The organism is Gellertiella sp. DMC107 (assembly GCF_056313605.1).
Genome location: NZ_JBQUZZ010000002.1, coordinates 881,070 through 904,306, shown reverse-complemented (window position 1 = coordinate 904,306; position 23,237 = coordinate 881,070). Strand labels below are relative to the sequence as shown.

Here is a 23,237-nt window from a genome sequence, read left to right as displayed (position 1 = left end):
CGAAGCAACCGGGAAAGCACCCAAAGGCATAGAACACAGCGTGCTCATGCGGTCAGTCCTGAGGAACACCCCTACAGAACTCCTTCTCCATCCCTACCCGCGAAGAGGCCACGGTGTCCTGCCGCAGCGGACAGGCTTCCCGGTACGGCCACGGATGGCTAAAGACCAGGAGACGCCGGAAGAGAGTGAAGCTCGTGCCTGCCTTCGGCGCATGAATGAAGTCCTGGCGCGCGTGCAGGAGCTTGGCGAGGCGCTCGATGATCCTCTTAATGTTTGGCCGAGACTACGCGATGCCTGGGAGCGAGCCGAAAACGAAGAGGATCCTCGTATGGCGGAGATTGTCCGCCAGGCCCGTGAAGTGTTGCCGCACTTGCGCGACCTTGAACCTCGAATTCGGCGCGTCCTGCGGCGGGCACGAGAACGCATATCGCTGGACAGGGTGCAGGAAATGGACCGGGCCTCAATGCGATGGCTCGTTCGGCAGCCTGGCCGAACCATTGCCGAACGCGCCGGAGCGAGCCAGCGCGTCCTGGCTACGGTGCGCCGGGAAAACTTTGACACACCGGAAAACCGTGTTGTCCATGCGTATACTCTGCTGGCATCGGATGTGGCGCGTGAATGGATGAAGGAACACCCTAAGGCCAAGGCGAGCCGACGGCTTGGGCAGGTCGAGGCTTTTGCGAAGTTCTGCAGGACCTTCGCTCAACTTCTGGACAGTCTGGATGTCAGAGTAGCGGATGCCGGCATAACGCCTAACTACGTTTTGATGCAGGATCGCAGCTACAACAGGATCTATGAGGCGTGGAAACGCCTGTTGCGAGAGCAGATCGTCATTGACGATCTATGGGCCTGGCAGGCGGAAACCTGGACGGATTTTTGTGTTCTCGCGATTGTCCTTGCACTTAACGAATTGGAAGACGCCGAACTTATCGCCCAGTCACCCATAATGTGGCGTTCGGAGGCAACCCTAGGCCGATGGTTCCACCAGGACAGGCCTATCGCCGTGTTTTGGCTAAAGTCCCTTGAGCGTATAGTCGAGGTGCAGGCCCGGCCGGAAGCGCCTGGTACGCTTCTCGGTTTCGCCCGCGCGCATGTTGCTCTGCGTATAACCGATATAAGCAGAACAGACCTGCCGCGCCGCGTGGCAGTTTGGACACCTCATGCCCTCTCCCGTATCGATCTCAAGGACGGCGTCGCCCAGGCGCACCATCGGGTGCTTGAAATCCAGCAGTTGAGTGCTCATGAAACATTGCGTCACGGTCTCATCCTGACACCGGCGCATGGGACCGCTGAGGTTCAAGATGCGCGCGGGTCCCGAACACATGTCCATGGAATTGCCCTTGATGCTTCAGGTGAAGGGCTAAGATTTGGACTTGAAGCGATAAGAACATTTGCACGCAGCGAAATTTATCGGAGCGCCCGGTGAAAAAGCTGTGTGGTTATGATCTCAACGGCTGGCGTGACTTCGGTTGCCGGAACTGGGTCATCCGCCCGGATGGGGACGAAGAAGAAGTCCCAAGTTCGGTCTCATATGGTGGCGTTGCGGGCGTCCTCGTACGTGTCGGCGAGGGCAGAAGTGCTCAGTTGGTTGGGGGAGCCCAGGCGATGTTGGCGCCGCATGGACTCGGCGCAGGTTGGGGAACCATCGGCAAAGTCGAAAACCGAATGAGAATAACCGACGTTTTGTCCAACACGACACCATCGGCAGAGGCTCTCACTGCCGCTCTAAATGGTTTGCTACCAGGAGCTGGCTTCGGCGTAGCGAGTATTGATGACGTGCCGGGTGCCAGTGAGCTCCTGCAGGAGCGCATGCTTCAGGCGCTTCGCAAGGCGCGTGTTTCAAGCCCCCTTCTGGTCTGGAGGCCTGTACTAGCGGCTCTCTACGCAATCGAGGGCGGCCTTATCGATAGTCCCCTGAAGGTGTGTGTGATCTGTCATTCGACGCACGGTCTTGCGGTACAGATACTGCAAATCCGCTTGGACAGCGATACAAATGAGGCCATTCTTGCCCCGGAGCGTAGCCAACCTGGCGAGATGCTGGCATCGGAATGCGGATACCAAGGCCTTTGGGCGCTCGCTACTTCCAGCGTACAGCAAGGCGAGGCCGGTCGCGCGCAGAGTTCGCTTGAGTGGACCAAATCACCAGGGAAGCTGGCCCTGGGTTTACCCGCGCATCCCGAACTCCTTCGCCTCGATAATGGTGACTGGCAAACATTGATACCTCCTCCGTCCTTGCCGCTGGATGACCTGAAATTGCCGAAACGACTAGCGGAGACGACAAAGGGATATCACCTCGTTCTTTTTGAGACGCTGACGGAAGGTTCTGTCAGAGCTCGCCTAACGAGTGAGCTGAGGCATATTGTGGGAGAGCAGCTGATTGATCTTCCTGTTGAAGCGGTCGCTGAGGGGGCGTTGATCGCCGCCCGTCGCCTTAGTCGGCAGCAGCCGGTGTACTTCGATTTCTTGCCCCAAATTTCAACAATCGTTCAGACCCGGCAGGGTGCCGAAAGCTACGATCTGGTCGATCCCAAATCGACACTTCGAGCGGGTGAACTCTACAGAAGCCCGAAGCCGGCGCGGTTTGCGATCCAGGCGCGCCAAGAACAGTTTTCAGTTTTCATCCACAAGCAGATGGCTGATCGGCCGCGAAAGGCAGCAGTCCCGATTGGGGGAAAACTAGCAACGCAAACGCCGGTAGACGTCTGGGTTGAGCAAACTCCTGCTTCGGGCCGGGCAAAGATCCTGCTTTACTCGGAGAGCTTGGCTCGTCAATTCCAAGTCGATTGGGATACGGCAGAGGAATTGCCGCAAACCTGGCAGGATCTACTGGCTTCTTTTGAGAAGCCCGCCCCGACAATACCGTCCCGCCTCATCCTCCCTTACGGCATGGACGTCTGGCTGGACAATGCCAGGGGCGACGGCCTCTTAAAGATCATATCTGCTCAGGCAAGTCGTGAAGACGTCGACTGGAAATTGTTGGCTGACAAGTTTTCCGCTCGACCCTCCGGCCGATACGCAATTTCGAGCGACGGGGAGTTTCCGCCTGAGGTCGGTCAAGAAATAAGAGCCGAGCTTCACCACCTGATCGCGCGAGCTATGCAGCATGTGCGCGACCGGCTTGATGGCAAAGTCAAGGACGGCAACGATTCTCTTCGTTTTCTCACCTGGCTATTTAGACTCTGCCCCCACGAAGTGACCGTCTGGCTCTTGGAAGCCTGGGATCAGCAGGTTCGCGGACACAGGCTGATGACGTATGGCAGCCATTGGATACTTGCATATCAGGGCCTTGGCCGAATAGTCGGCAAAAGCGCGCATGAACATGCAGCGATACACAAGATACTGCAGAAACCCGTGCAGGACTGGAGCTGGCAGCGAGAAACAGCGGCCATGGCTTTCATGCTCTCTCGTTCTGAGACCGCGCCAAAGGCTCTCTCACGCAAAGATGTGGTTCTCGTTGCGCGGCGGATATTGATCGAGTTTAGGATAAACAGAGGAACGTCATACACCCGCTTCATGTATGCGCCCTTCCTCCTGGTGGGTCTTCTGCGCTGGCGACTGGTAGATCCCTTTGCTTTGGTGTCTGGTCTGGACCCGATCGCCGATACGTTGATGCAGAGTGTCGATGACACAATCAAGGACCTAGGTGCGCCGAGCCGAGCGAAAGCCAAAGCAAAATACGCTCACATCCTCGAGCAGGTAAGGGAAGAGCTGGAAGGCAAAGGCACTAATCCGGACCTCCTGTTGGACATCGCACGCGGATAAGATGATGACGAGGAAGACTGAAACGACAGCCGACTTAAGACCTGAAGTTGAAGCAAGCATTTTAAACTTGCCGCTACGACTAGAAACGAAAAAATTGTCGACTTACTTCGTCGGTCGACTAATACCCAGACCAACTAAATGGAGCGGCGTTCCACCCCTGTCTGCTCAGGAAAAACTGGAAGCGGAACTGGACCCCGCCTTTCGCTTGGCCAAGACCAAGGAAATCGTGAGCATCAGGGGCGGGAATACCAACGGCGCTTTCGGTCAAAGGAGCGAAGCAACTCGTGCACTACGGTGACGAAATGGGTGAGGGTTACAAAGATGAAACCGAGAAAATATAGCCGACTTAAAACGGCAAAGTTTATCACGTTTTTTCAAATGGTTGATTAGTCACCATGTCCGACTCTGTTCGAAAGCACCCTGTCACCGTCACACGTGAAGAGTTGTTCCGCCAGGTCTGGGAAACACCAATGTCCCGGCTTGCCGGTGAGTATGGTATATCCGGCAACGGACTCGCGAAAATCTGCGACCGCTTGGATGTGCCCTATCCTCCCCGGGGTTATTGGGCGAAGGTTGCCGCAGGCCAGAAGGTCGTCAAATACCGTCTGCCGCCCGCAAAGCAAGGCATTCCGGCACAAACCATCATTCGGCCGACCCCTCCCCCGGAACCGAAACCCGAAACCCCCGTCGAGGTGAGGAAAGCGATCGAGAAGGCCAAGGCGGAATCCGCCGAGATCCTGGTTGCAGATCGTATCTTCCGGCCGCATAGGATCATTGCGGACTGGATCGAGGACCGGGAGAAGCGCGTGCGGGAGGCCCGCAGGGAGCGGGACCCGAACATGCGTAAATGGATGATGCCGGATGACATTAGCGACAGTACCCAGCGGCAGCATCGCATTCTCGATGCCTTGTTCAAGGCGCTGGAAAAGCGTGGCGGTCGGGTGACCGAGGGAGACCGAAAGGAGCTGATCGCCGAAATGGACGGCGAGCCGGTCGAATTCCTGATCCGCCAGAAGCAGAAAAGGGGCCGAAGGCCGCTTAGCGATTTTGAGAAAAGCTATGCCACGCGTGACGACAAGGGCTGGCGTTACCAAATGGAGGTGACAGAGGTTCTCGTCTTCGTCATCAAGACCCACCTCCCCGGGAACCTGAGCCGCGAATGGCAGGATACCGACGAAGCCCCGTTGGAAAGCCTTCTGCCGGACATCGTAGCCACCTTTGTCGCAGCGGGTCCCTTGCTGGTCCAGCGCCGCAAGGAGCGCGAGGAACAGGAGCGCCAGCGCCTGATTGCCGAGCGGTTGCGTTATGAAGAGCAGCAACGGCGGAAGAAAGACGACAACCGGTGGCGAAAGTTCGTCCAGTTCGCAGAGCAGCATCGGGAAGCGCAACTCGCCCGGACATTCCTGGAGGCGCTGAAAGCTGCCGACATGGATCCGTCGGCGGAGGTAGGCGGCAGGACCGTAGCGGAGTGGATTGCCTGGGCGGAAGACAGGCTTGTGAACGGGGATCCCCTAAGTGCCGGTCCCGAGAGTGTTTTCAAGACTTTGGCAGGGGTGTCGGAATTGTCGTCATGAGAACTGCTTGCGGTAAACGGTAAACAGTGTGCCGCTGGAGCATTACGCATAAAGGCAAACGAACATCTTGCCATCCACGACCTTGGTCGCGGCGATACAGCCTTCAGAGAGTGTGTTTCGGCGTGGAATATTCTCACTGACCCATACGAGCTCATTGAGTTCGGCGCGGAAGCCCTGTCCATATCGTTACATGAAAGGTGGCTGGCTGCCGGTGGAGCCGCTCCGAGATATGAACAATGTATCGGTTACAAGATATTGCCACTCCCCGGCGGAAGTTTTGACAGCGAGACACCGAAGACGTTCCTCGTCGGAGAGGCCGATTGCAACTGGCAGCACATCCCAACAACACAGCTTACGGCCTTTCCGAGGCAGTGACTTATTACTGGATCCATGTGAGAACTTCATCCGCGTCTACACCTCGCGAAAGCTGCAGCCCTTCCCACAACAAATCATGCCGAACCCGCTTAAGCACAACTCCATCCCACATAACGACAATTCAATCCCGCGAAACGACAATCGACGGCTCCCACTCAAGCACTTGAGGCCCGGAATTGGGAGGCTTCATCCCGTATCTGTGCGTCCCGTTCCCAGCAACTGACGACTGATTTGTCCCGGCCGTGCCCGGCTTACATCGGCCTTCCTAGCAATATGATTCCCTTATCTCTTTGATTTTCCTGAACCCTCAAATCTTTATTAGTTGTTTTAAATTACGGTTGTCTCGGACACATACGGCAAGCGACATGCTAAAATAAAAAAATCATCAGCCAATTTTCTCCCTAACCTTTTGCCGCCTGAATTTGATTGTCTGTTGACGGGCAGCTGGTCTGTCATTGCTTTCATCCAGATGCCTTGCTTGTCCCCACCGGCGATGGCCGAAAGAGCGTTGGGGCTTCGCGCGGGGGTCCTGAATCAGGTTCCGGGCCCTGGGAGCGTAGTGGGGAGACACCGCCCTCTGTAGGCGGTGTCGTCGGGTGGTCTTACTTGTCAGACAGGATGGCAGACATGATGCGGTGAGCGAGGGTTACGCGATCGGGTATCGGGTAGTTCTTGTTGGCAAGCACCACGATGCCGAACCGTTTTGACGGAACGAACAGGGCATAGGCGCCAAAGCCGCCGGTGGAGCCGGTCTTGTTCAGCAGAACCTCGGCGCCCGGCTGCGTTGTGTCGGTTATGGCCGTCGTCCTGTTTGCCTCCAGCACGATTTCGGGAGAGTTTCCCTCGATCAGCGCTGCAAGGCTGGTCGGATAGGCATATATCTCCCAGCCGAGCCCCTGGGCCATGGGTCCGACGCGAAACCGGGGCTTATGGGTACTTTCAATGGCCCTATTCAAGGAGCCCTCTGGCCTGTCCGGGTCGATATTGGCCTCCAGGAAACGGAGCATATCGTCAGCGGATGTCTTGACGCCATAGGCCTCCGCGTCCCACAGACCGGGTGTAACGCGCACTTTCTGTCCGTTCTTCGACAGGCCGAAGGCGTATCTGGGCGCTTCACTCCCCGGCACATGGATGAAGGTGCTTTGCAGCCCGAGCGCGGGCAAGAGTGTCTTCTCCATCAGCTGGTCGAAAGGCTCTCCCATGCTTTCCGCGACCAGATGGCCGAACAGGCCGATACTCGCATTCGAATAGAGGCGATAGGCGCCCGGTTCATATTCGGGCTGCCAATTCTTGTAATAATTCACCCAGTTTTCCCGCGTGACACCGTCCGGAACCTGAAGCGGCAGTCCTCCCGCTGTGTAGGTGGCGAGTTGCAGCAGCGTTACCCGGTCCATGCTGCCGCCGCGAAGTCTGCCATCCCGTTGCCCGGCCGTCTGGTCCAGCGAAAGGCGACCGGTTTCGGCCGCCCAAGCGCCTAGGACCGACGTAAAGGTCTTGCTGATCGAGCCGATCTCGAAAAGCGTGTTTGCATCGACCGGTACTGTCTCACCGGGAGACGCGGTCCCATAACTGAAGACGTGCCGCTTGCCGTCGATCGTCAATCCCACGGCCATGCCGGGAATGTCGTTCGCCTTCAGCACCGGACCAACGGCGCCGTCGACGATCTGCTGCAGGCGTTCCTGTTCCGGGGGCTTCGCGCCCGCGCTCAGCAAGGGCACGAGCAGGAGTAGGGCTGTCGCCTTGTAATGGCTAATTTTCCTCATGTCAGTCGGGTCCTGTTCATAGGTCCGGCCGAACGTCGCGAACATCGGCCATGGGAAGGGAACGTCAGCGCTGCCTGTTAAACAGCCCACTTATCAACCCCAAGCAAGGGCTTAAGCTGGCTGTCGGTTCGGCTATAGAAAGCTTTGAAGGAAGAGACAAATGATGATATCTCGACCCAGCCATTAGAAAAAGTAGGTCATTTGGTCCGTCCGCACCTGCCACTCAATGCGTTGCGCGCCTTCGAAGCCGCCGCGCGCCATCTCAGCTTTACCCGGGCCGCCATAGAGCTTTGCGTGACACAGGCCGCCGTCAGCCATCAGGTAAAGAGCCTGGAAGCCAGTCTTGGCGTCTCGCTGTTCAAGCGCCTGCCAAGGGGGCTAATGCTGACTTTGGAGGGAGAGACGCTCCTTCCGACGGTGAAGGAGTCTTTCGACCATATTGCCGGCTCCCTTGAGCGGTTCCAGTCCGGACAGTTCCGGGACGTCCTGACCGTCGGGGCGGTCGGAACCCTTGCAGTCGGATGGCTGCTGCCGCGCCTTTCGGACTTCCATGCGCGCTATCCCTTCATCGACCTGCGTCTTTCAACAAACAACAACCGCGTGGATATTGCTGCCGAAGGGCTCGACTTTGCCATCCGGTTCGGAACCGGTGCGTGGCAGGGATTGGATGCCCAGCATCTGCTGAACGCGCCCCTGTCACCCTTGTGCGTTCCCATGATCGCCGAGCAGCTGAAAGCGCCAGCGGATGTCTTCCGTTTCACCCTGCTGCGTTCCTATCGCGCCGACGAGTGGACACTCTGGCTGGACGCGGCGGGTCTTCAGAACCCGCCCGCGCGGCCCCGCAACATCGTGTTCGATTCCTCGCTGGCCATGATGGAAGCGGCCATGCAGGGCGCGGGCATTGCGCTGGCTCCGCCCTGCATGTTTACCCGGGCCCTGGAGGCGGATGTCGTTCGCCAGCCCTTCACGCTATCGGTCTTGACGGGCAGTTACTGGCTGACGCGCCTGCAATCGCGCCAGGATACGCCGGCCATGACAGCCTTTCGCGAATGGCTCATCGCGATCGCTTCCGGCGATGGAACGACCTGAAGCCGACCATCCCGTCTCCCGGGCAAACCCGTCAGACACTGTCTTCCCGTGTCATTCGGGCAAGCCATGGCCGGACAGGATCTGCGCCGCACCGCGGATTCCAACCCGGAAGGCTTCATCGAAATTGACGCCCCGGACCGTCCAACGAAACCGCTTGCCTTCCGGCTCCAGACCCCAGGTCGCCACCCAGCCCAGATCCGCGTCGCTCCAGGCAAGCGTGCCGTAAAGAGGCAAATCTCCGCCATAGTCTCGTGCAGCCCGCGCGTCCGTTTCACCTCCCGCAGACTGACTGCTAACCTCGGCAGGCGGAAAAACGACGCGCATCGCCATCGGGGATGCGGCCTGAACGAAGGCCTCCCGCATGGCTTGATCGCGCGGGTCCTGCCTGTTGAGCCGGTAAGGCGGCGATCCCCGCCGGACCTCCAGAAAGACGGCCAGGACCGGGCGCCGTTCCAGCCAGGGGCGGCTGCCGAGCGCGGCAAGCAGAGGATCCACCACCGCGGGATCGAAGCGGCAGGTAAGGTCGTGCGGTCGGTCGTAGCTGCCCTGCTCGTCGTGAATCGGCTTGCCGGCGAGCCGGTCACGATAGGTGAACGACTTTACAAACAGCGCCGCGCGGGCGCGCAGGCCCGCCATTTCCGGCCGGGTCAGCAGTCGCGGATCACCCGAGACACGAACCAGGACGCGCTCGAGACAGTCCCGAAACCCCGGCTGGCGGTTCTTTTCGCCCGTGCCGGTCACGATTGCCTTTGACGTGTAGAGCGCATCGACCGGTTCCGCCTTCGCGGCCCAAACCGAAACGAGAACAAGGAGAAGGCTGGAAAACGTCCTGCGGCCCCGTTTCATCGGTTCCCTCCCACAGTTTTGAAGATCGAATCGTAACTGTCTAAGAGGTTACATATTGGCGGACTGGATTCAATCCTTGGGAGCCCGCGCCCATTCCAAGACCCCCGCTGTCCAGATCGGGGACCTTTTATCGAAAGGCGCCCTCCCCTCCGTCCCACCGATGCGGAAAGGTTTCACGGCGATGGGGTGGGTCTCTGTTCCAGGCCGATCAAGGGTCATCAGCCGAAGGAAACGGGGTGCCTTTTCGGGGGCCGGGCACGCCCGTCGGGGAAAATCCTGGGATTCGTGTCGCCACGGACGGGGACGCAAGGCCGTTGCCGGCCAAGCGGCCGTACCGGTCCGCGACACGTCTTGCCTTAACGGCCGAGCGCTTCGACCACCAGAGCGGCGGCGGCGGCGCCGGAATATTGCTGCTGGCCGGTAATGAGATTGCCATCGCGAACGGCAAAGGGCTTGAACCGGCCCGATACGATGAAATTCGTGTCGGGGATCTTCCGGGCCTCCTCCTCGATCCAGAAGGGCTGGATGCGCTGACCGACGAAACTGTCCGCAAAGGCTTCCTCGCTGTTTGCAAAGCCTGTCCAGGTCTTGCCCTTGACCAGGAGCTCGCCCGTCGAAAGGCGGGTCTTCAGCAGAATGCAGGCGCCATGGCATACGATGGAAACGAGTTTACCGGCTTCGAAAGCGCGGGCCACAAAATCATGCAGGGCGTGGTCATCGATCATGGTCACCATCGGTGCCTGACCGCCCGCAACGAAAATCGCATCATAGGACGCCAGGTCCACATCCGCGAGGGCCTTGGTCTCTTCCAGCAATGCCGCATGGGCGGGAGACGCCTTGAAACCCAGCGACAGGATATCATGGGCGGAATAGCCGGATGCATCTTCCGGATCGGAATAGGCATCGGCGACCAGCCGGCCGCCCTGGGGGCTGACGATGTCGATGTCGTAGCCGGCCTCGGCAAAGGTCCAGTAGGGATGGGTGAGCTCCGCCCACCAGAACCCGACCGGCCATCCGGTGGTGGGGGAGATTCCGGGATTGGCGGCGATGATCAGAATGCGCTTCTTGCCATGTGTATCGATAGATGCGGACATCTTTCTTTCCTTTCTTGGATAGGGACGTGCAGGGTCTTGCCCCGGCAATTCCGGGGCTTTCGGGTCGGCAGGCCGACCGTATCAACGGGTTTTCAGGAGGGTATGGCGGGAAGCTCGTACCAGTCGGGGCGAGACTGCTCCCACAGATTCTTGACGATCCGGCGGCCCGAAGGACCGTCGATGAGGCCTGCCGATACCAGCCAGCGTCCGGCCGACGTCACCTCTTTCAGGATCCGAGCCCCGCAGGTGCGGCAGAAGGCACGCCGGGAGGTTTCGGACGATTGATACCAGACCAGCGCATCCTCGCCCTCCAGCTCCACCTCGGCGACGGGTGCGGCGAGGAAAGCATTGAAATTCCCGTGCATTTTCTGGCAGTCGTTGCAGTGGCAGGCAAGAACGCCGGCGGCAGAAGCGGGCATGGACAGGTGGATCGCGCCGCAATGGCAACGGGCTTTCAGTCTATCGTTCATCGGGTTCTCCCGGTCTGTGTTCGAGGATTGACAGGTCAGGGCCGTTTGGACGATACGGCCGCAAGGGCCCATTCCCGGCCCTTGCCGCGCAGCAGGGCCTGGTTGATCCAGACCATGGCGAAGGGTTCGAGCAGCCGCGCCCGGATGAGATCGCCGGCATCGAGAGGCTCGAAACCCAGATCGATCAGAAGATCCGCAACCCGGCTCTTTGCATCAGGATCGTCGCCTGCCAGAAACTGGACGGGACGATGCGGCAGATGCCGGTTGTCCGCCATGATTTCCGCGCCCACCTGATTGAGAGATTTGACGACGTGTGCGCCCGGGATCCAGGACTGGAGTATTTCTGCGCCGCTGGTGGTGTGGCCGACGGTCAGCGACAGCACGCCGTCCGTCATGCCCAGCGGGTTCATGCAGTCGAGGACGATCTTGCCTTTCAGGTCGCCCAACGCTTTGACGGCGGCTTCCGCCGAGGGCCAAGGCAGGGCGAGGATGACGATGTCCGCACCGGCGGCGGCCTCTGCCGGCATTGCCAGACGGGCTCCGGTGCTTTCGGCCAAAGCCTTCGCCTCCGGTGCCTGCGGGTCTCTCGAGCCCAGAACGACATCATGGCCCTTGTCTTTCAGCCCCATGGCGATCGCGCCGCCGACGCGACCGGTTCCTACAATGGCAATCCGCATGCGTTTCTCCTTGATTTCGGCAACGGGAGAAGGATAGGACAAAACGGAATGCACAAAAATTGAAATCGTCTAATGACTGACTTAAGCAATAACGAACTCCGCAAGCTCGATCTCACCCTGTTGCTGGTCTTTCTTGGATTGATGCGGCACCGGAAGGCCTCGGCCGTGGCCCAGGAGCTCGGCTTGACCCAATCGGCCATTAGCCAGGCGCTGCGGCGGCTTCGCGACATCTTCCGGGACGAGCTTTTCCTCCGCCGGCCGCACGGCATGGAGCCGACGGCGGCGGCATTGGCGCTGGAGCTGCCGGTATCGGAGGTCGTGACGTCCCTGCGGTCGGCTCTGCGAACCGTTCACGCATTCGAACCGGAAACGGCGGCCGGGGTGGTGCGGATTGCCGCGCTGGATGCGGAGCAGGCGGTGCTTCTGCCCCGTCTCGCCGCGCGGATTGCGGAGCTGGCACCCCGCCTCAAGATCTCGGTCGCCCCCCTCGGACGTCAATCGGCCATCGAAGCGCTGGTTGAGGGACGGGTTGATCTGGCGCTCGGTTTTCTATGGGACACACCGGAGGCACTGGTCGGGCAGAAACTTTACGAGGAGACATTTCTGGTGGCCGGAATGCCCGACATCCTTCCGCTGGCGCCCCATCTTTCGCTTGAAGATTATTGCGCGGCGAAGCATGTCCTGGTCTCCCCCGGCGGAGACATGCAGGGCATTGTCGATGGTTTGCTGGCCGGAAGGGGGTTGAGCCGCCACATCTTGCTTGGCTTGCCGTCCTTCCTTCCGGCATTGGCGGCGGTTCGCGATGCCCGGGCAATCGTTACCCTGCCGGGGCGGATCGCACGGCAATTCGCACCGGCCTTCGGCCTTGTGCTGGCCGAGCCGCCGCTCGAGGTGCGGCGTTTTCCGGTTTCTGTTTTCTGGCACCGGCGGAACGACCGGGACCCCTTGACCCGCTGGCTCATAGGATTATGCGCCGCGTGAGGCATGCCGGTCGGCGAGCCGGGCCGATCTGTGAGAAGCGGGCTTGCCTGCGGACGTCGTCAGCCATCCAGATTGGCGGAGGCCGTTTCAGGCAACCTCGGCCGGCGCGGTGACGGCCAGCGCATGATTGATCTTGCCCAGCAGGCGCTGCATGTCCACGGGTTTCGTATCGAAATCGATGCAGCCGACATCCAGGCTCTTGCGGTGATCGCTCGACAAGGCATGGGCCGTGAGCGTGATGACCGGAATATGGCTGGTGCGCGGGTTGGCCTTGATACGGGTGGTGGCTTCCCAGCCATCCATTTCGCCGAGCGCCACGTCCATGAGGATCAGATCCGGCATGTCGGCTTCCGCGGCGGCAATGCCGCCCGCTCCATCGACCGCCGTGCAGATTTCGAAGCCATGCCGCTGAAGCCGCCGCACGAGCATGTCACGGTTCATTTCATTGTCTTCGACGATCAGGATCTTGGGCATGGTCAGGCAACCTTCAGCTTGACGGTGGCATCGGTAAGTGTGGCTTCGGTCCAGCCGGCCAGCCGGTCATATTCGGCGGATTTCGCGGGGATGTGGCCGCCCTCTTCGATATGTACCGGCAGGGTGATGTAGAAGGTGCTGCCCTTGCCGAGTTCGCTTTCCACCTCGATCGTACCGCCCATCAGGCGGCACAGCTCGCGGGTCAGGGCAAGGCCGATGCCCGTCCCGCCATACTTGCTGGACGTCTCGTCCTCAACGACGGTGAAGCGCTCGAAAATATGGGCGAGATCCTTGCGATCAATGCCGATGCCCGTATCGCGGATCGAGATGCGGACCGCATCGCCGCAGGGCAGTGCGACGGGCACGCAGGAAATGTCGACGGTCCCGTTCTCGGTATATTTGCAGGCATTGCGCAGCACGTTGAACACGACGGCCTGTGTCTTGTTCAGATCGCCGTGCAGGGTGGGAATGGACGGGTCGATGGAGACATGGACCACATTTCCATTCTGTTCGGCCTGCACCAGCACATCGCCGACGGCGGCATCGAGCGCGGCGCGGAGCGAGAAGTTTTCGAGAAAAAGCTCCATATGGCCGGCCTCGATCTTGGACAGGTCGAGCACGTTGTTGACGAGGCGGAGAAGATGCACGCCAGCCGCATGAATGCGCTCGATATCCGGCACATCATCGGTGTCGCCGGTATCGGTGGCCTCCTCCAGCAGCATCTGGCTATAGCCGATCACGGCGTTCAAGGGCGTGCGCAGCTCATGGCTCATCTTGGCGAGGAATTCGGCTTTCGCCTTGCTGGCGCGCTCCGCTTCTGCCGCGGCGATACGCAAGTGCTGGGCAGTGGTGCGCTGGTCGCGCATCACCACTTCCAGTTCGGCTTGCGAGGCCAGCGACCGGGCGTAATAGACCGCCATCATCGCCACATAGGCCGATGCGGCCATGGTGGAGACAATGCCAAGCCCCTGCATCGCCGGGAGCGGGATGCCGTGTTCCGGGGCCGGGACATAGTAGGACACGACACCAAAGCCGATCGAATTGGCCGCAAACATCGACAGGACCCAGAAGCGGAGGCTCAGGGATTCGCCGATGTAGAAGAAAGCCAGAAGCGGAATGGTGAGAACCCAAGGCAAGGTGGGGGACGTGACCCCACCGTAGAAATAGCAGCTCCAGAGAATGCAGAACATCAGGTTCTGGATGGAGAGCAGGGCCAGCGTATTATACCGGCCGGTCTGCCGCAGCACGAAGGGGAAGATCCAGAAACCGGTGATCGATCCGGCGAGAACGGCAATGTCCCAGCTGGGTGTCGGGTCAAAGAGATAGAGCGCCAGCGGCACCGTGTTGCCGATGAAGGGGCCCAACAGGTGGCTGAGCAGGAACAGGCGCGCCTGTTTCCTCAGGTTCTTGTTGTCCTGAAGAGAAGCTGGAACGAACCAGTCGACCGCCTTGTCGAGCATGGTTATCAGCCGTGAAATCGTGAGTGAGGTTCGCATCAGCCTGCCGCGTGGGTGTGGTTATAAGCGCGTACATCATAACTTTATGGCATGTGCGATTGAGAATACGTTAAAGCAGGCGTGCCTTTGTTAGACACGCCTGCCCAAACTTTCCCGAACCCGGACGGAACTGTCTCAGAACTTGTAGCTCAAGGTCACCTTGATGCTGTTGGTCATCGGCTCCTGCGTGCCGGAAATGCCCGGGAAGGCGACCGTGGAGACATTGGTAAACTGGTTGAACTTCGTGAAGCGATATTCGATGCCCGCGATCACATTGTCGGTGACCGCGTAGTCCACGCCGGCGCCGGCCGTCCAGCCATATCGTGTGTCTTCGATGGCTTCGGAAATATGATAGGGCACGAGCGTGTAGAGGTTCTTCATCCGCGCCGCCGCCAGACCGCCCGTTCCATAGATCATCATGCGATCCATGGCGAAACCGGCACGGGCACGCAGCGAGGCCTGCCAGGCATAGCTGTCATCCCCCCGGCCCAGATGCTGGATATCGTCGATGAAGGTGCCATCGATGCTGGTCAGTTCGACATCCGCTTCCGCACCGTAGACAAAATCGCCGCTCTGGAAGTTGGCGCCTGCCTTGAGGCCTCCCGAGAAACCATCGAGGTCATAATCGAAGGCCATGTTGCGCGGCGCGCCGGTGGCCGTCGCGTATTCGGTGAGGCGATCCTTGCCCCAGGTGTAGCCGACGACACCGCCGACATAAACGCCAGACCAGTCATAGGCGCCGGAGGAACCATCATCCATTCCGGGCGTGAGGTCGGCTGCATAGGTTGAGGTCGAGACAAGACCGGCAGTAGCCGCGGCAAGGGCTATCATGGCCGTACGCAGCGTTGCCAGGCGATCGTTCCGAAGCGTGTCGCATTTCACGAACATGGCAAAATCCTTGAGGGGCTAAAGTTATTAATTAAACCTACTCATCTATGGTTAATTAAGACTAAACGCAGCCACGCCCAGTTTACCATGTTGCTGTCGGTGCTCTCCTTTCCTTGCGGGATTGATCTTTGCGGCGCGCTAACCGGCCGCTAACCCTGAAGCGTAACGCCCGCTTATCCATAGGTTTTACGGCGCGGTGCGCTTTAACTTCGCTTTAAAGGACATTGCTAAATCATCGTATTGCAAAAAAATTGCGGACTAAAAAAGTCCCATAACAATAACAGACAGAGAGCAGACCGACATGATCAAGGATACCTTCAATCACGGAGCCATCGACGCCCTTGGTGGCAGCATGCGCGACTTTCGCGTTCAGAGCGGCACGGATCTCGCCGAACGCGGTGACGCCTTCTACGCCTGGCAGAACAACCGTCGTGAAAACGGCCTTTGGCCCTTCTCCCGCTCGACGGAAGCCGGTCCGGGCACGGTCTGCGCTGCAGCCGACGATCGCGGCAACGGAATCTACGGCGTCAATTTCGCCTCGCAGGACTATCTGAGCATGTCGTCTCATCCCGCCATCAAGGAAACGGCGGTGGAAACGATCAAGACCTACGGCGTGCATAGCGCGGGCTCTTCGGCGCTGGTCGGCAATACCAATCTTTCGGTGGCGCTGGAGCGTCGCCTGGCCGATTACCTGCAGATGGAAGACGCCATTCTGTATCCGACCGGCTGGGCCGCAGGATATGGCGTGATCAAGGGTCTCGTACGCTCGGCCGACCATATCGTGATGGATACGCTCTCGCATGTCTGCCTCCAGGAAGGCGCGAATGCGGCGACCCGCAACATCTATCAGTTCCGTCATCTGGATCTCGATCATTGCCGGCAGAAGCTGGAATCGATCCGCGCCCGCGATACGGAAAACGGTATTCTCGTGATTACCGAGGGCCTGTTCTCCATGGACTCCGATACGCCCGATATTGCCCGTTTCCAGGAGCTTGCTCACGAATACGGCGCCCGTCTGGTGGTGGATGTCGCCCATGATTTTGGTGCGCTGGGCGATGGAACCGGTCACATCGGTCTTCAGAACATGCTGGGCAAGGTTGACCTCGTCATGGGCTCCTTCTCCAAGACATTTGCGTCCAACGGTGGCTTCGTGGCCTGCCGCAGCCGCGCCCTGAAGGAATATCTTCGCTTCTACAGCCCGTCGGCGACCTTCTCCAACGCGCTGTCCCCCATGCAGTCGGCGGTCGTCCTGAAGGCGCTCGACATCATCCAGTCGGAAGAAGGCGCCCGTCTTCGCGCCTCGCTGATGAAGAATGTTCACCTGCTGCGCTCGACGCTGACAGAGAACGGCTTCGAATATTACGGCGACCCCTCGGCCATCGTGGCGGTGAAGATGGGCTCGGAAGGCCTTGCCCGTCTGGTCAGCCGTCGCATTCCGGACCTCGGCCTGCTGTCCAACCTGGTGGAATATCCGGCTGTGGCCAAGGGCGCGGCCCGGTTCCGCATGCAGGTCATGGCGGGCCACACGGAAGAGAATATCCGCAAGGCGGTCAGCATTCTCTCCGAGGCCGTCACCGCCGCCCGCGAAGATCTGGCCCTTCTGACGGGCCCCATCGCCGAAAGGACGACGCTGGCAGCCTAAGGCCGGCCCCCCTTTCTGCTCTTCCTCCGCCGCCGGATCCTGTCCGGCGGCTTTTTCGTTGCGTCTCCGCGGGGTCGATCGGGCACAGTCCGGCTGTCCGTGGCCATGGGCCGGGACCCCTTACGCCGGATGATGTTTGCAATGAGTGCGCGCGCGCCACCGCGCAATCGGCCCCTCGCCTCTCCCGAACGTCGCCAGAAGGGCACAGATGCCCATAAAAAAACAGGCCCGAAGGCCTGTTTCCTGGTTCTGCTTGCGGTTGGTGCCGTCAGCGGCCCTTAAGTTCCAGTTCCTGGCGCCAATCGTCGATGGCATGGGCGACCGGCACTGCCAGCATTTGCGGGATATCGGCCGCAGGCAGCGCTTTCGAAAAGAGCCAGCCCTGCACTTCTGCACAGCCTTCGTTGGCCAGATGCAGGAGCTGTTCCTGGGTTTCGACGCCCTCGGCGGTCGTCGAGATGCCAAAGGATACGCCGAGCTTGGTGATGGCGTGGACGATCGCCGAGCTCTCGCGGTTGTTTGCCACGTCCCGGATGAAGGAACGGTCGATCTTGATCTTGTCGAAACGGAAGCGGCGCAGATAGCCAAGGCTGGAATAGCCCGTGCCGAAATCATCCATGGCGATGCGGACACCGAGAGCATGGATCTGCTTGAGCATCTCGATATTCTGCTCTGTCTTTTCCAGAAGAACGGATTCCGTAATCTCGATTTCGAGCCGGTGCGGCGACAGGCCGGAGGTGGCGAGCGCGCTGACAACGCTGTTGACCACGCTGCCACGCATGAACTGGATGGTGGACACGTTGACGGCGACCCGCACGTGCTCGGGCCAGTTGCGCGCTTCCATGCAGGCCTGACGGATGACCCAATCGCCGAGCTGGATGATCAGGCCGGTTTCCTCGGCGACCGGAATGAAGAAATCCGGCGGCACCAGACCCCGCTCGGGATGATCCCAGCGCAGAAGCGCTTCGAAGCCGACGATTTCCTTGCGGTTGATCGAAATCTGCGGCTGGAAGACGAGGCTATATTCGCCGTTGACGAACGCGTTGCGCATGTCGAGTTCCAGAAGGCGACGCTCCTGGGCAAGCGCATCCATTTCCGGGTTGAAGATGCGATAGATGCCACGACCGTCGGACTTGGCGCGGTACATGGCCAGATCGGCATTCTTCAGAAGCGCATCCGGCCCCTCTTCACCGCCAAAGCTGCCGACGATGCCAACGCTGGCGCCGACCGTGATGACATGGCCTTCGATGGTGCGCTGGCGGCTGGCACGGGCAATGACCTGCTCGGCCAGGGCCACGGCGGATTTCAGGCTGCTGTCACAACCGGAATGCAGAATGGCAAACTCGTCGCCCCCCAGACGGGCAATCAGGTCGTCGATGCCGAGCGCATCGCGAAATTCGCTGGCCACCTGTTTCAGCAGCAGATCGCCGATGGTATGGCCGAGCGTATCGTTGACGCTCTTGAAGCCGTCGAGATCGATGAACAGGATCGCGACACCATGATTGTCATGCAGCGGTTCGGTCAGGCGGTTTTCCAGCGCGTCGCGAAAGAGAACGCGATTGGCAAGGCCGGTCAGCGCATCGTGGAAAGCCATGTAGCGGGTTTCCGCCTCGGACCGCTGCCGCTGCTGGATTTCGCCCTGAAGCTTCCGGTTTGCCTGGACCAGTTCGGATGTGCGCTGCTCGACCCGCTCCTCAAGGAGCGCATTGGCCCGGGTGAGGGCTTCGTTCGCGCGCTTGCGGTCGAGCTGGACGTTGACACGCGCCAGCGCGATCGGAAAATCGACTGGCTTCGTAACATAATCATTGGCCTGCAGCTCGAGCGCGCCAACGATATCGTCGGTTTGGCTTTTCGCGGTGACCATGATGATGGGCAGTTCGACCGGGGACAGGGTCTCCCGGACCCGCTTCAGAACCTCGATGCCATCGATCTCCGGCATCATGACATCCAGCAGGACGACATCGAAAGTTTCTGTTTCGATGAGGGAGAGTGCTTTTGCGCCGCCGTCGGCTTCCACCACATCGAAGCCCCGCCGTTCGAAACGGCGGACGAGGATGGCCCTGTTGTCGGTGACGTCGTCCACCACCAGCAGGCGGGGACGTCGTTCATGATGTTCCGCCGGTTCGTGAATGGCTTTCAGTTCGGATTGAGACATAAGATCTGCCCGGTTTTCAGCTTGCAAGGGCGGTGACGGTCATCGTCTCCGCGCCATGATTCGTGTTGTGAAGGGGTGCGTCGCGCGTGGCATCCACGGGAATGCGGACGGTGAAGCAGGAGCCCCTGCCAAGTTCGCTTGTCACGCTGATGCTGGCGCCCATGAGGGCGCACAGCTTCTGGCTGATGGCCAGGCCAAGCCCGGTGCCGCCATACTTGGCCGCCGTGCCCGCGGACGCCTGACTGTAATGCTGGAAGAGCTTCGGAATATCGTCCTTGGCAATGCCGATCCCCGTATCCACCACCTGGATTTCCACCCAGTCGCCCGCACCCAGCGTCTTCTTGCGCAGGATCAGCGAGACGGTGCCGTTCTTGGTGAATTTGGCTGCATTGCTCAGCAGATTGAGCACGACCTGCCGCAGCTTGGTCTGGTCGCCGCTCACCGTTCCCAGGCGCGAGGAGGCCTGCACGACAAAATTGTTGCCATTCGCCTTGACCAGCGGTTCGGCCGTCGCAATCACCTGATTGCAAAACTCGTCCGCATCGAATTTCTCTTCATGGATCTCGATCATGTTGGATTCGATCTTGGAGAGATCCAGCACGTCGTTGACCAGAGACAGAAGGTGCTTGCCCGCGGAATTGATGCGGTTCAGGTCCTTTTCCTTCTGGCTGGATGCCTTGGACGGCTCCATCATTTCCATGACCAGCTCGCTGTAGCCGATGACCGCGTTCAGCGGCGTCCGCAGCTCGTGGCTCATCTTGGCAAGGAAGACCGATTTTGCCTGGTTTGCGGCTTCGGCGAGCTTCATCGCTTCCTGAAGCTTTTCGGTGGCAAGGCGGGCAAGCTCGGTTTCCTTCTCGATTTCCGAGCGCATGGACATGACGTTCGAATAATAGACCGCCATCCAGGACATGTAGACCGTCGCCGAGATGATCGAAATCCAGCCAACCGAGGCCAGTTGCGCGATCGGAACGATCTCCGGGAAGCCAAAGGCCGCATAGGCGGCGATGAGACCGAGGAAGTTGACCGCGAAGAGCACCAGGACCGACAGGGGCCGATCCGACAGATAGAAGAAGCCGAGCAGGAGCGCCACGATCAGCCAGGGCAGGAAGGGCGAACTGACGCCCCCATAGAAATAGGTGCCGAAGAGTGAGGTGAAGGTCAGAAGCTGCACCGACATCATCGCGCAGACATGGATGTTGCGCAGATGCTTGTAGGCGAAGGGCAACAGCCAGAACATGTAGATGCTGCAGATGATCGTCCAGCAGGCAAAGCCCGGATCGGGATCGGTCCGGTACAGATAGATGACGATACCCTGGGCGATGAGCGGGCCGATCAGGTGCGTGAATACGAAGTTTCGAGCGATGCTGAGTTCCGAGCGCTCCAGCACGATCCGGTCCGGAATGAAGGAGTCGATGATACGCAATGCGCGGTTTAACATTGGATTACTCGGCGCCCCAGGAATGGTAATTGATGGATATTGTAGTTCTCTATAAATTTAAATTTAGTAAAGCGATGTGCTCGCGACCTTGTCCAAAAGGCGCATGATTCCCTCGCGGAAACGGGTGTTTCCGGCCAAAAATCCAATGATTCCAAGGTTGTGTGAGACAAGGCCGACGGTGGTCGGTCCGCATTCTCAGGGCGACGGGGCCTCTGCGGGCCCTCAGCCCTTCAAGATGGCGCTCAAGGTTCGACCGCCGGAATCGGCTGTCTGGGAGAGATCGAGCCCGGAAAGAAGATCGATGATATGGCTCTTCATCAGCTCCGAAGCGTCCACCTTGCTGCGCTGCTCGATGGCGTTGACGAGGGCCAGATGGGCATGGCGCTCGCAGGTCGTATCCCGCCGACGCCAGTAAAGGGCAATGATCAGCGACGAGCGCTGGATGAGGTCCTTGACCACGTCGGTCAGGATCGAGTGATCCGCCATTTCGGCGATCCCCATGTGGAAGCGGGCGGACAGCATGATCGCGTCGCTGTCGCGGCCGGCATGGATCGCCTCGTGTTCCCGTTCCAGATGGTCGCGCAATCGGGCGATCTGTTCGGGATTGCTGTTGTCGCAGGCCAGCGCCGCGACATGCGGTTCGACCAGCGCCCGCGCCTCGAACACCTCGCGCGCTTCCCGCTTGCTCGGCTGGGCGACAAAGGCCCCCCGGTTGGGCTCCAGATTGACGAGGCGGTCATGGCTAAGCGCCTGCAGGGCGGCGCGGACGATGGTGCGGCTGATGCCGTAAATGGAAGCGACTTCATCCTCCGGGAGTTTCATGCCGGGAGGAATCCGGTGACCGACGATCGCATCGCGCAGGTCCATGTAGACCGGCGTCCAGCTCAAGGCAGGACGTTCGGCATCAAAGAGGTCCATGGGGCTAACTCGCATATCCATTTTTTTCGCGGCATCCGCGTGGCTGCATTTCCATGCGCCGCATATTCACACCTGTAAGGCGACGAACCCGGCGTCGTCAATGGCTGCCCGCAGGCGCCAGGGCGATCAGCCGCCCGGCGAGAAAACGGCAAACGTGCCTTCGTAGCGCTTGGCGCGCGGTGGCGCGTAACCGCCATTGCGGCTGGTCCGGAGGCCGAGGCCAACCAGGCCTTCCGCCAGCTTGACCGCTGCGGAAACGCCGTCCACCACGGGCACAGCATGCTGTTCAGCCAGCCGGTTGGCGAGGTCGGCCATGCCGGCACAGCCGAGCACGATGGCCTCTGCCCGGTCATCCGCCACCGCCCGCGCGATTTCGGCTGAAATGCGGTCGCAGGCATCCGAACCCGGGATTTCGAGATCCAGCACCGGCACTTCCGATGCCCGGACCCCGGAGCAACGGGTGGCAAGCCCATATCGCACCAGATTGTGCTCGATGGCGGGGATGGAGCGGCCGAGGGTGGTCACCACGCCGAATTTCCCGGCAATCAGCGACGCCATATGAAAAGCGGCCTCGCCGATCCCGATGACCGGCGCTGCGGTGGCGCATCGCGCGGCATCCAGCCCCGTATCGTCGAAGCAGGCGATGATCACCGCATCCGCATCCGGGTGGTTCCGGATTTCGCCGATCATGCCGGGAATGGCGAAGACCTCGTCATAATAGCCTTCGATGCTGGGTGGCCCGATCTGCGGGCTGACGGCGGTGACGGTGGTGCCGGGGCTCGCCGCGAGACGGCCGGCCTCGCCGATCTTGGCGGTCATGGATCGGGTCGTGTTGGGGTTGACGATCAGTATCTTCATGGATTTTTCCTCAGACCTCGCCGCCCAGATAAAGCGCCTTGACCCGGTCATCATTCAGCAGGTCGGCGGACTGGCCGCTCAAGGCAATTTCGCCGGTGGACAGCGCATAGGCCCGTTGTGAAATGCGCAGCGCCATGCGGGAATTCTGTTCCACCAGAAGCACGCTGACCTTTTCGTCCCGGTTGATCGCCACGATGGAGCGGGCAATATCCTGCACCAGCTTCGGCGCAACCCCGAGCGAGGGTTCGTCGAGCAGCAGGAGTTTCGGACGGGACATCAGCGCACGGCCAATCACCAGCATCTGCTGCTCGCCCCCGGACATGGTTCCTGCCGCCTGGTTGTAGCGCTCCTTGAGCCTCGGAAAGCGCGTCATGACCCGGTCGAGCGATTCCGCAATCTCGCCCTTGTCGGTGCGGGTGAAGGCGCCGAGCGCCAGGTTTTCGGCCACCGTCATCAGCGGGAAGACACGACGGCCCTCCGGCACCATGGCGATGCCGCGCCGGACGATCTCGTCCGCCGCCGTGCCGTCGAGCCTCTGGCCCTGATAGTGGATCTCGCCCTGCCGGATGCGGTTGAGACCGGTGATCGCCCGCAGGATGGAGGACTTGCCCGCCCCGTTGGCGCCGATCAAGGCCACCGTCTCGCCCTCGTTGACGGTCAGCGAAACGCCTTTCAGGGCATAGACATGGTCGTAATAGAGGTGAACATCGGAAAACTTCAGAATCTCTACCATG

19 protein-coding genes are annotated in these 23,237 nt (G+C 60.1%); 6 read left to right on the top strand and 13 right to left on the bottom strand.

Translation table 11 applies throughout. The annotated features are described in order from the left end of the window. The first annotated feature begins 154 nt into the window (after positions 1-154). From ACT54B_RS09785 to ACT54B_RS09775, 3 genes are all read left to right on the top strand, one after another. Positions 155-1,426 (top strand): hypothetical protein, encoded by a 1,272-nt coding sequence (locus ACT54B_RS09785; RefSeq protein WP_476044566.1) that lies wholly within the window; start codon positions 155-157, stop codon positions 1,424-1,426. Beyond that, positions 1,423-3,762: a hypothetical protein gene (locus tag ACT54B_RS09780; protein WP_476044565.1), complete on the top strand. Its 2,340-nt coding sequence runs from the start codon at positions 1,423-1,425 to the stop codon at positions 3,760-3,762. The genes ACT54B_RS09785 and ACT54B_RS09780 overlap by 4 nt, the downstream gene beginning before the upstream one ends. 470 nt (positions 3,763-4,232) lie before the next feature. Next, a complete protein-coding gene (locus ACT54B_RS09775) occupies positions 4,233-5,336 on the top strand; it encodes a hypothetical protein (protein ID WP_476044564.1) in 1,104 nt (367 codons plus the stop codon). 977 nt (positions 5,337-6,313) lie between these two features. On the opposite strand, the gene ampC is transcribed toward ACT54B_RS09775, so the two are convergent. Further along, a complete protein-coding gene (gene ampC, locus ACT54B_RS09770; protein ID WP_476044828.1) occupies positions 6,314-7,465 on the bottom strand; it encodes a class C beta-lactamase in 1,152 nt (383 codons plus the stop codon). A 210-nt stretch (positions 7,466-7,675) separates the two neighbouring features. On the opposite strand from ampC, the gene ACT54B_RS09765 reads away from it, so the two are divergent. Beyond that, positions 7,676-8,563 (top strand): LysR family transcriptional regulator, encoded by an 888-nt coding sequence (locus ACT54B_RS09765; RefSeq protein WP_476044563.1) that lies wholly within the window; start codon positions 7,676-7,678, stop codon positions 8,561-8,563. A 51-nt stretch (positions 8,564-8,614) separates the two neighbouring features. Here ACT54B_RS09765 and ACT54B_RS09760 read toward each other — a convergent pair whose 3' ends face one another. The 4 genes from ACT54B_RS09760 to ACT54B_RS09745 form a co-directional block, all read right to left on the bottom strand. Next, positions 8,615-9,409, bottom strand: coding sequence for a DUF2066 domain-containing protein (locus tag ACT54B_RS09760; RefSeq protein WP_476044562.1), 795 nt, complete (start codon positions 9,407-9,409; stop codon positions 8,615-8,617). Between the two features lie 356 nt (positions 9,410-9,765). After that, complete coding sequence (locus tag ACT54B_RS09755; protein WP_476044561.1) at positions 9,766-10,503, bottom strand: type 1 glutamine amidotransferase domain-containing protein; 738 nt, start codon at positions 10,501-10,503, stop codon at positions 9,766-9,768. Between the two features lie 92 nt (positions 10,504-10,595). Then, on the bottom strand, positions 10,596-10,973 hold the full coding sequence (locus tag ACT54B_RS09750) for a GFA family protein (RefSeq protein WP_476044560.1): 378 nt from the start codon (positions 10,971-10,973) through the stop codon (positions 10,596-10,598). A 35-nt stretch (positions 10,974-11,008) separates the two neighbouring features. Continuing rightward, positions 11,009-11,704 carry an NADPH-dependent F420 reductase gene (locus ACT54B_RS09745; protein ID WP_476044558.1) on the bottom strand — a complete coding sequence of 232 codons (696 nt, stop codon included), beginning with the start codon at positions 11,702-11,704 and terminating at the stop codon, positions 11,009-11,011. Positions 11,705-11,722: 18 nt separating this feature from the next. Between ACT54B_RS09745 and ACT54B_RS09740 the strand changes: the two genes are divergently transcribed. Then, positions 11,723-12,631: a LysR substrate-binding domain-containing protein gene (locus ACT54B_RS09740; RefSeq protein ID WP_476044557.1), complete on the top strand. Its 909-nt coding sequence runs from the start codon at positions 11,723-11,725 to the stop codon at positions 12,629-12,631. 87 nt (positions 12,632-12,718) lie between these two features. Here ACT54B_RS09740 and ACT54B_RS09735 read toward each other — a convergent pair whose 3' ends face one another. The 3 genes from ACT54B_RS09735 to ACT54B_RS09725 form a co-directional block, all read right to left on the bottom strand. After that, positions 12,719-13,105: a response regulator gene (locus ACT54B_RS09735; protein ID WP_476044555.1), complete on the bottom strand. Its 387-nt coding sequence runs from the start codon at positions 13,103-13,105 to the stop codon at positions 12,719-12,721. A gap of 2 nt (positions 13,106-13,107) precedes the next feature. After that, on the bottom strand, positions 13,108-14,601 hold the full coding sequence (locus ACT54B_RS09730; protein ID WP_476044553.1) for a sensor histidine kinase: 1,494 nt from the start codon (positions 14,599-14,601) through the stop codon (positions 13,108-13,110). A gap of 135 nt (positions 14,602-14,736) precedes the next feature. Further along, positions 14,737-15,489, bottom strand: coding sequence for an outer membrane protein (locus tag ACT54B_RS09725; protein WP_476044551.1), 753 nt, complete (start codon positions 15,487-15,489; stop codon positions 14,737-14,739). A 301-nt stretch (positions 15,490-15,790) separates the two neighbouring features. Between ACT54B_RS09725 and ACT54B_RS09720 the strand changes: the two genes are divergently transcribed. Next, a complete protein-coding gene (locus tag ACT54B_RS09720) occupies positions 15,791-17,131 on the top strand; it encodes an aminotransferase class I/II-fold pyridoxal phosphate-dependent enzyme (RefSeq protein WP_476044550.1) in 1,341 nt (446 codons plus the stop codon). Between the two features lie 268 nt (positions 17,132-17,399). Here ACT54B_RS09720 and ACT54B_RS09715 read toward each other — a convergent pair whose 3' ends face one another. The 5 genes from ACT54B_RS09715 to ACT54B_RS09695 all read right to left on the bottom strand — a co-directional run bounded on the left by ACT54B_RS09715 (position 17,400) and on the right by ACT54B_RS09695 (position 23,236). Beyond that, on the bottom strand, positions 17,400-19,286 hold the full coding sequence (locus tag ACT54B_RS09715) for a putative bifunctional diguanylate cyclase/phosphodiesterase (RefSeq protein ID WP_476044548.1): 1,887 nt from the start codon (positions 19,284-19,286) through the stop codon (positions 17,400-17,402). 16 nt (positions 19,287-19,302) lie between these two features. Then, entirely contained in the window at positions 19,303-20,727 is a 1,425-nt protein-coding gene (locus tag ACT54B_RS09710) for a sensor histidine kinase (protein WP_476044546.1), read from the bottom strand. 222 nt (positions 20,728-20,949) lie between these two features. After that, on the bottom strand, positions 20,950-21,645 hold the full coding sequence (locus ACT54B_RS09705) for a GntR family transcriptional regulator (RefSeq protein ID WP_476044545.1): 696 nt from the start codon (positions 21,643-21,645) through the stop codon (positions 20,950-20,952). A 126-nt stretch (positions 21,646-21,771) separates the two neighbouring features. Further along, positions 21,772-22,503, bottom strand: a complete 732-nt coding sequence (locus ACT54B_RS09700) for an aspartate/glutamate racemase family protein (protein WP_476044543.1) — start codon at positions 22,501-22,503, stop codon at positions 21,772-21,774. A 10-nt stretch (positions 22,504-22,513) separates the two neighbouring features. Further along, positions 22,514-23,236 (bottom strand): ABC transporter ATP-binding protein, encoded by a 723-nt coding sequence (locus ACT54B_RS09695; RefSeq protein WP_476044542.1) that lies wholly within the window; start codon positions 23,234-23,236, stop codon positions 22,514-22,516. Between the last annotated feature and the right edge of the window lies 1 nt (position 23,237).

Excerpts from the sequence above, each read along its gene's own strand:
- ACT54B_RS09785 (WP_476044566.1), top strand. The coding sequence starts at position 155 with ATGGCTAAAGACCAGGAGACGCCGGAAGAGAGTGAAGCTCGTGCCTGC.
- ACT54B_RS09775 (WP_476044564.1), top strand. The coding sequence starts at position 4,233 with ATGTCCCGGCTTGCCGGTGAGTATGGTATATCCGGCAACGGACTCGCG.
- ACT54B_RS09760 (WP_476044562.1), bottom strand. The coding sequence starts at position 9,409 with ATGAAACGGGGCCGCAGGACGTTTTCCAGCCTTCTCCTTGTTCTCGTT.
- ACT54B_RS09755 (WP_476044561.1), bottom strand. The coding sequence starts at position 10,503 with ATGTCCGCATCTATCGATACACATGGCAAGAAGCGCATTCTGATCATC.
- ACT54B_RS09750 (WP_476044560.1), bottom strand. The coding sequence starts at position 10,973 with ATGAACGATAGACTGAAAGCCCGTTGCCATTGCGGCGCGATCCACCTG.
- ACT54B_RS09740 (WP_476044557.1), top strand. The coding sequence starts at position 11,723 with ATGACTGACTTAAGCAATAACGAACTCCGCAAGCTCGATCTCACCCTG.
- ACT54B_RS09735 (WP_476044555.1), bottom strand. The coding sequence starts at position 13,105 with ATGCCCAAGATCCTGATCGTCGAAGACAATGAAATGAACCGTGACATG.
- ACT54B_RS09730 (WP_476044553.1), bottom strand. The coding sequence starts at position 14,601 with ATGCGAACCTCACTCACGATTTCACGGCTGATAACCATGCTCGACAAG.
- ACT54B_RS09725 (WP_476044551.1), bottom strand. The coding sequence starts at position 15,489 with ATGTTCGTGAAATGCGACACGCTTCGGAACGATCGCCTGGCAACGCTG.
- ACT54B_RS09720 (WP_476044550.1), top strand. The coding sequence starts at position 15,791 with ATGATCAAGGATACCTTCAATCACGGAGCCATCGACGCCCTTGGTGGC.
- ACT54B_RS09715 (WP_476044548.1), bottom strand. The coding sequence starts at position 19,286 with ATGTCTCAATCCGAACTGAAAGCCATTCACGAACCGGCGGAACATCAT.
- ACT54B_RS09710 (WP_476044546.1), bottom strand. The coding sequence starts at position 20,727 with ATGTTAAACCGCGCATTGCGTATCATCGACTCCTTCATTCCGGACCGG.
- ACT54B_RS09705 (WP_476044545.1), bottom strand. The coding sequence starts at position 21,645 with ATGGACCTCTTTGATGCCGAACGTCCTGCCTTGAGCTGGACGCCGGTC.
- ACT54B_RS09700 (WP_476044543.1), bottom strand. The coding sequence starts at position 22,503 with ATGAAGATACTGATCGTCAACCCCAACACGACCCGATCCATGACCGCC.
- ACT54B_RS09695 (WP_476044542.1), bottom strand. The coding sequence starts at position 23,236 with ATGGTAGAGATTCTGAAGTTTTCCGATGTTCACCTCTATTACGACCAT.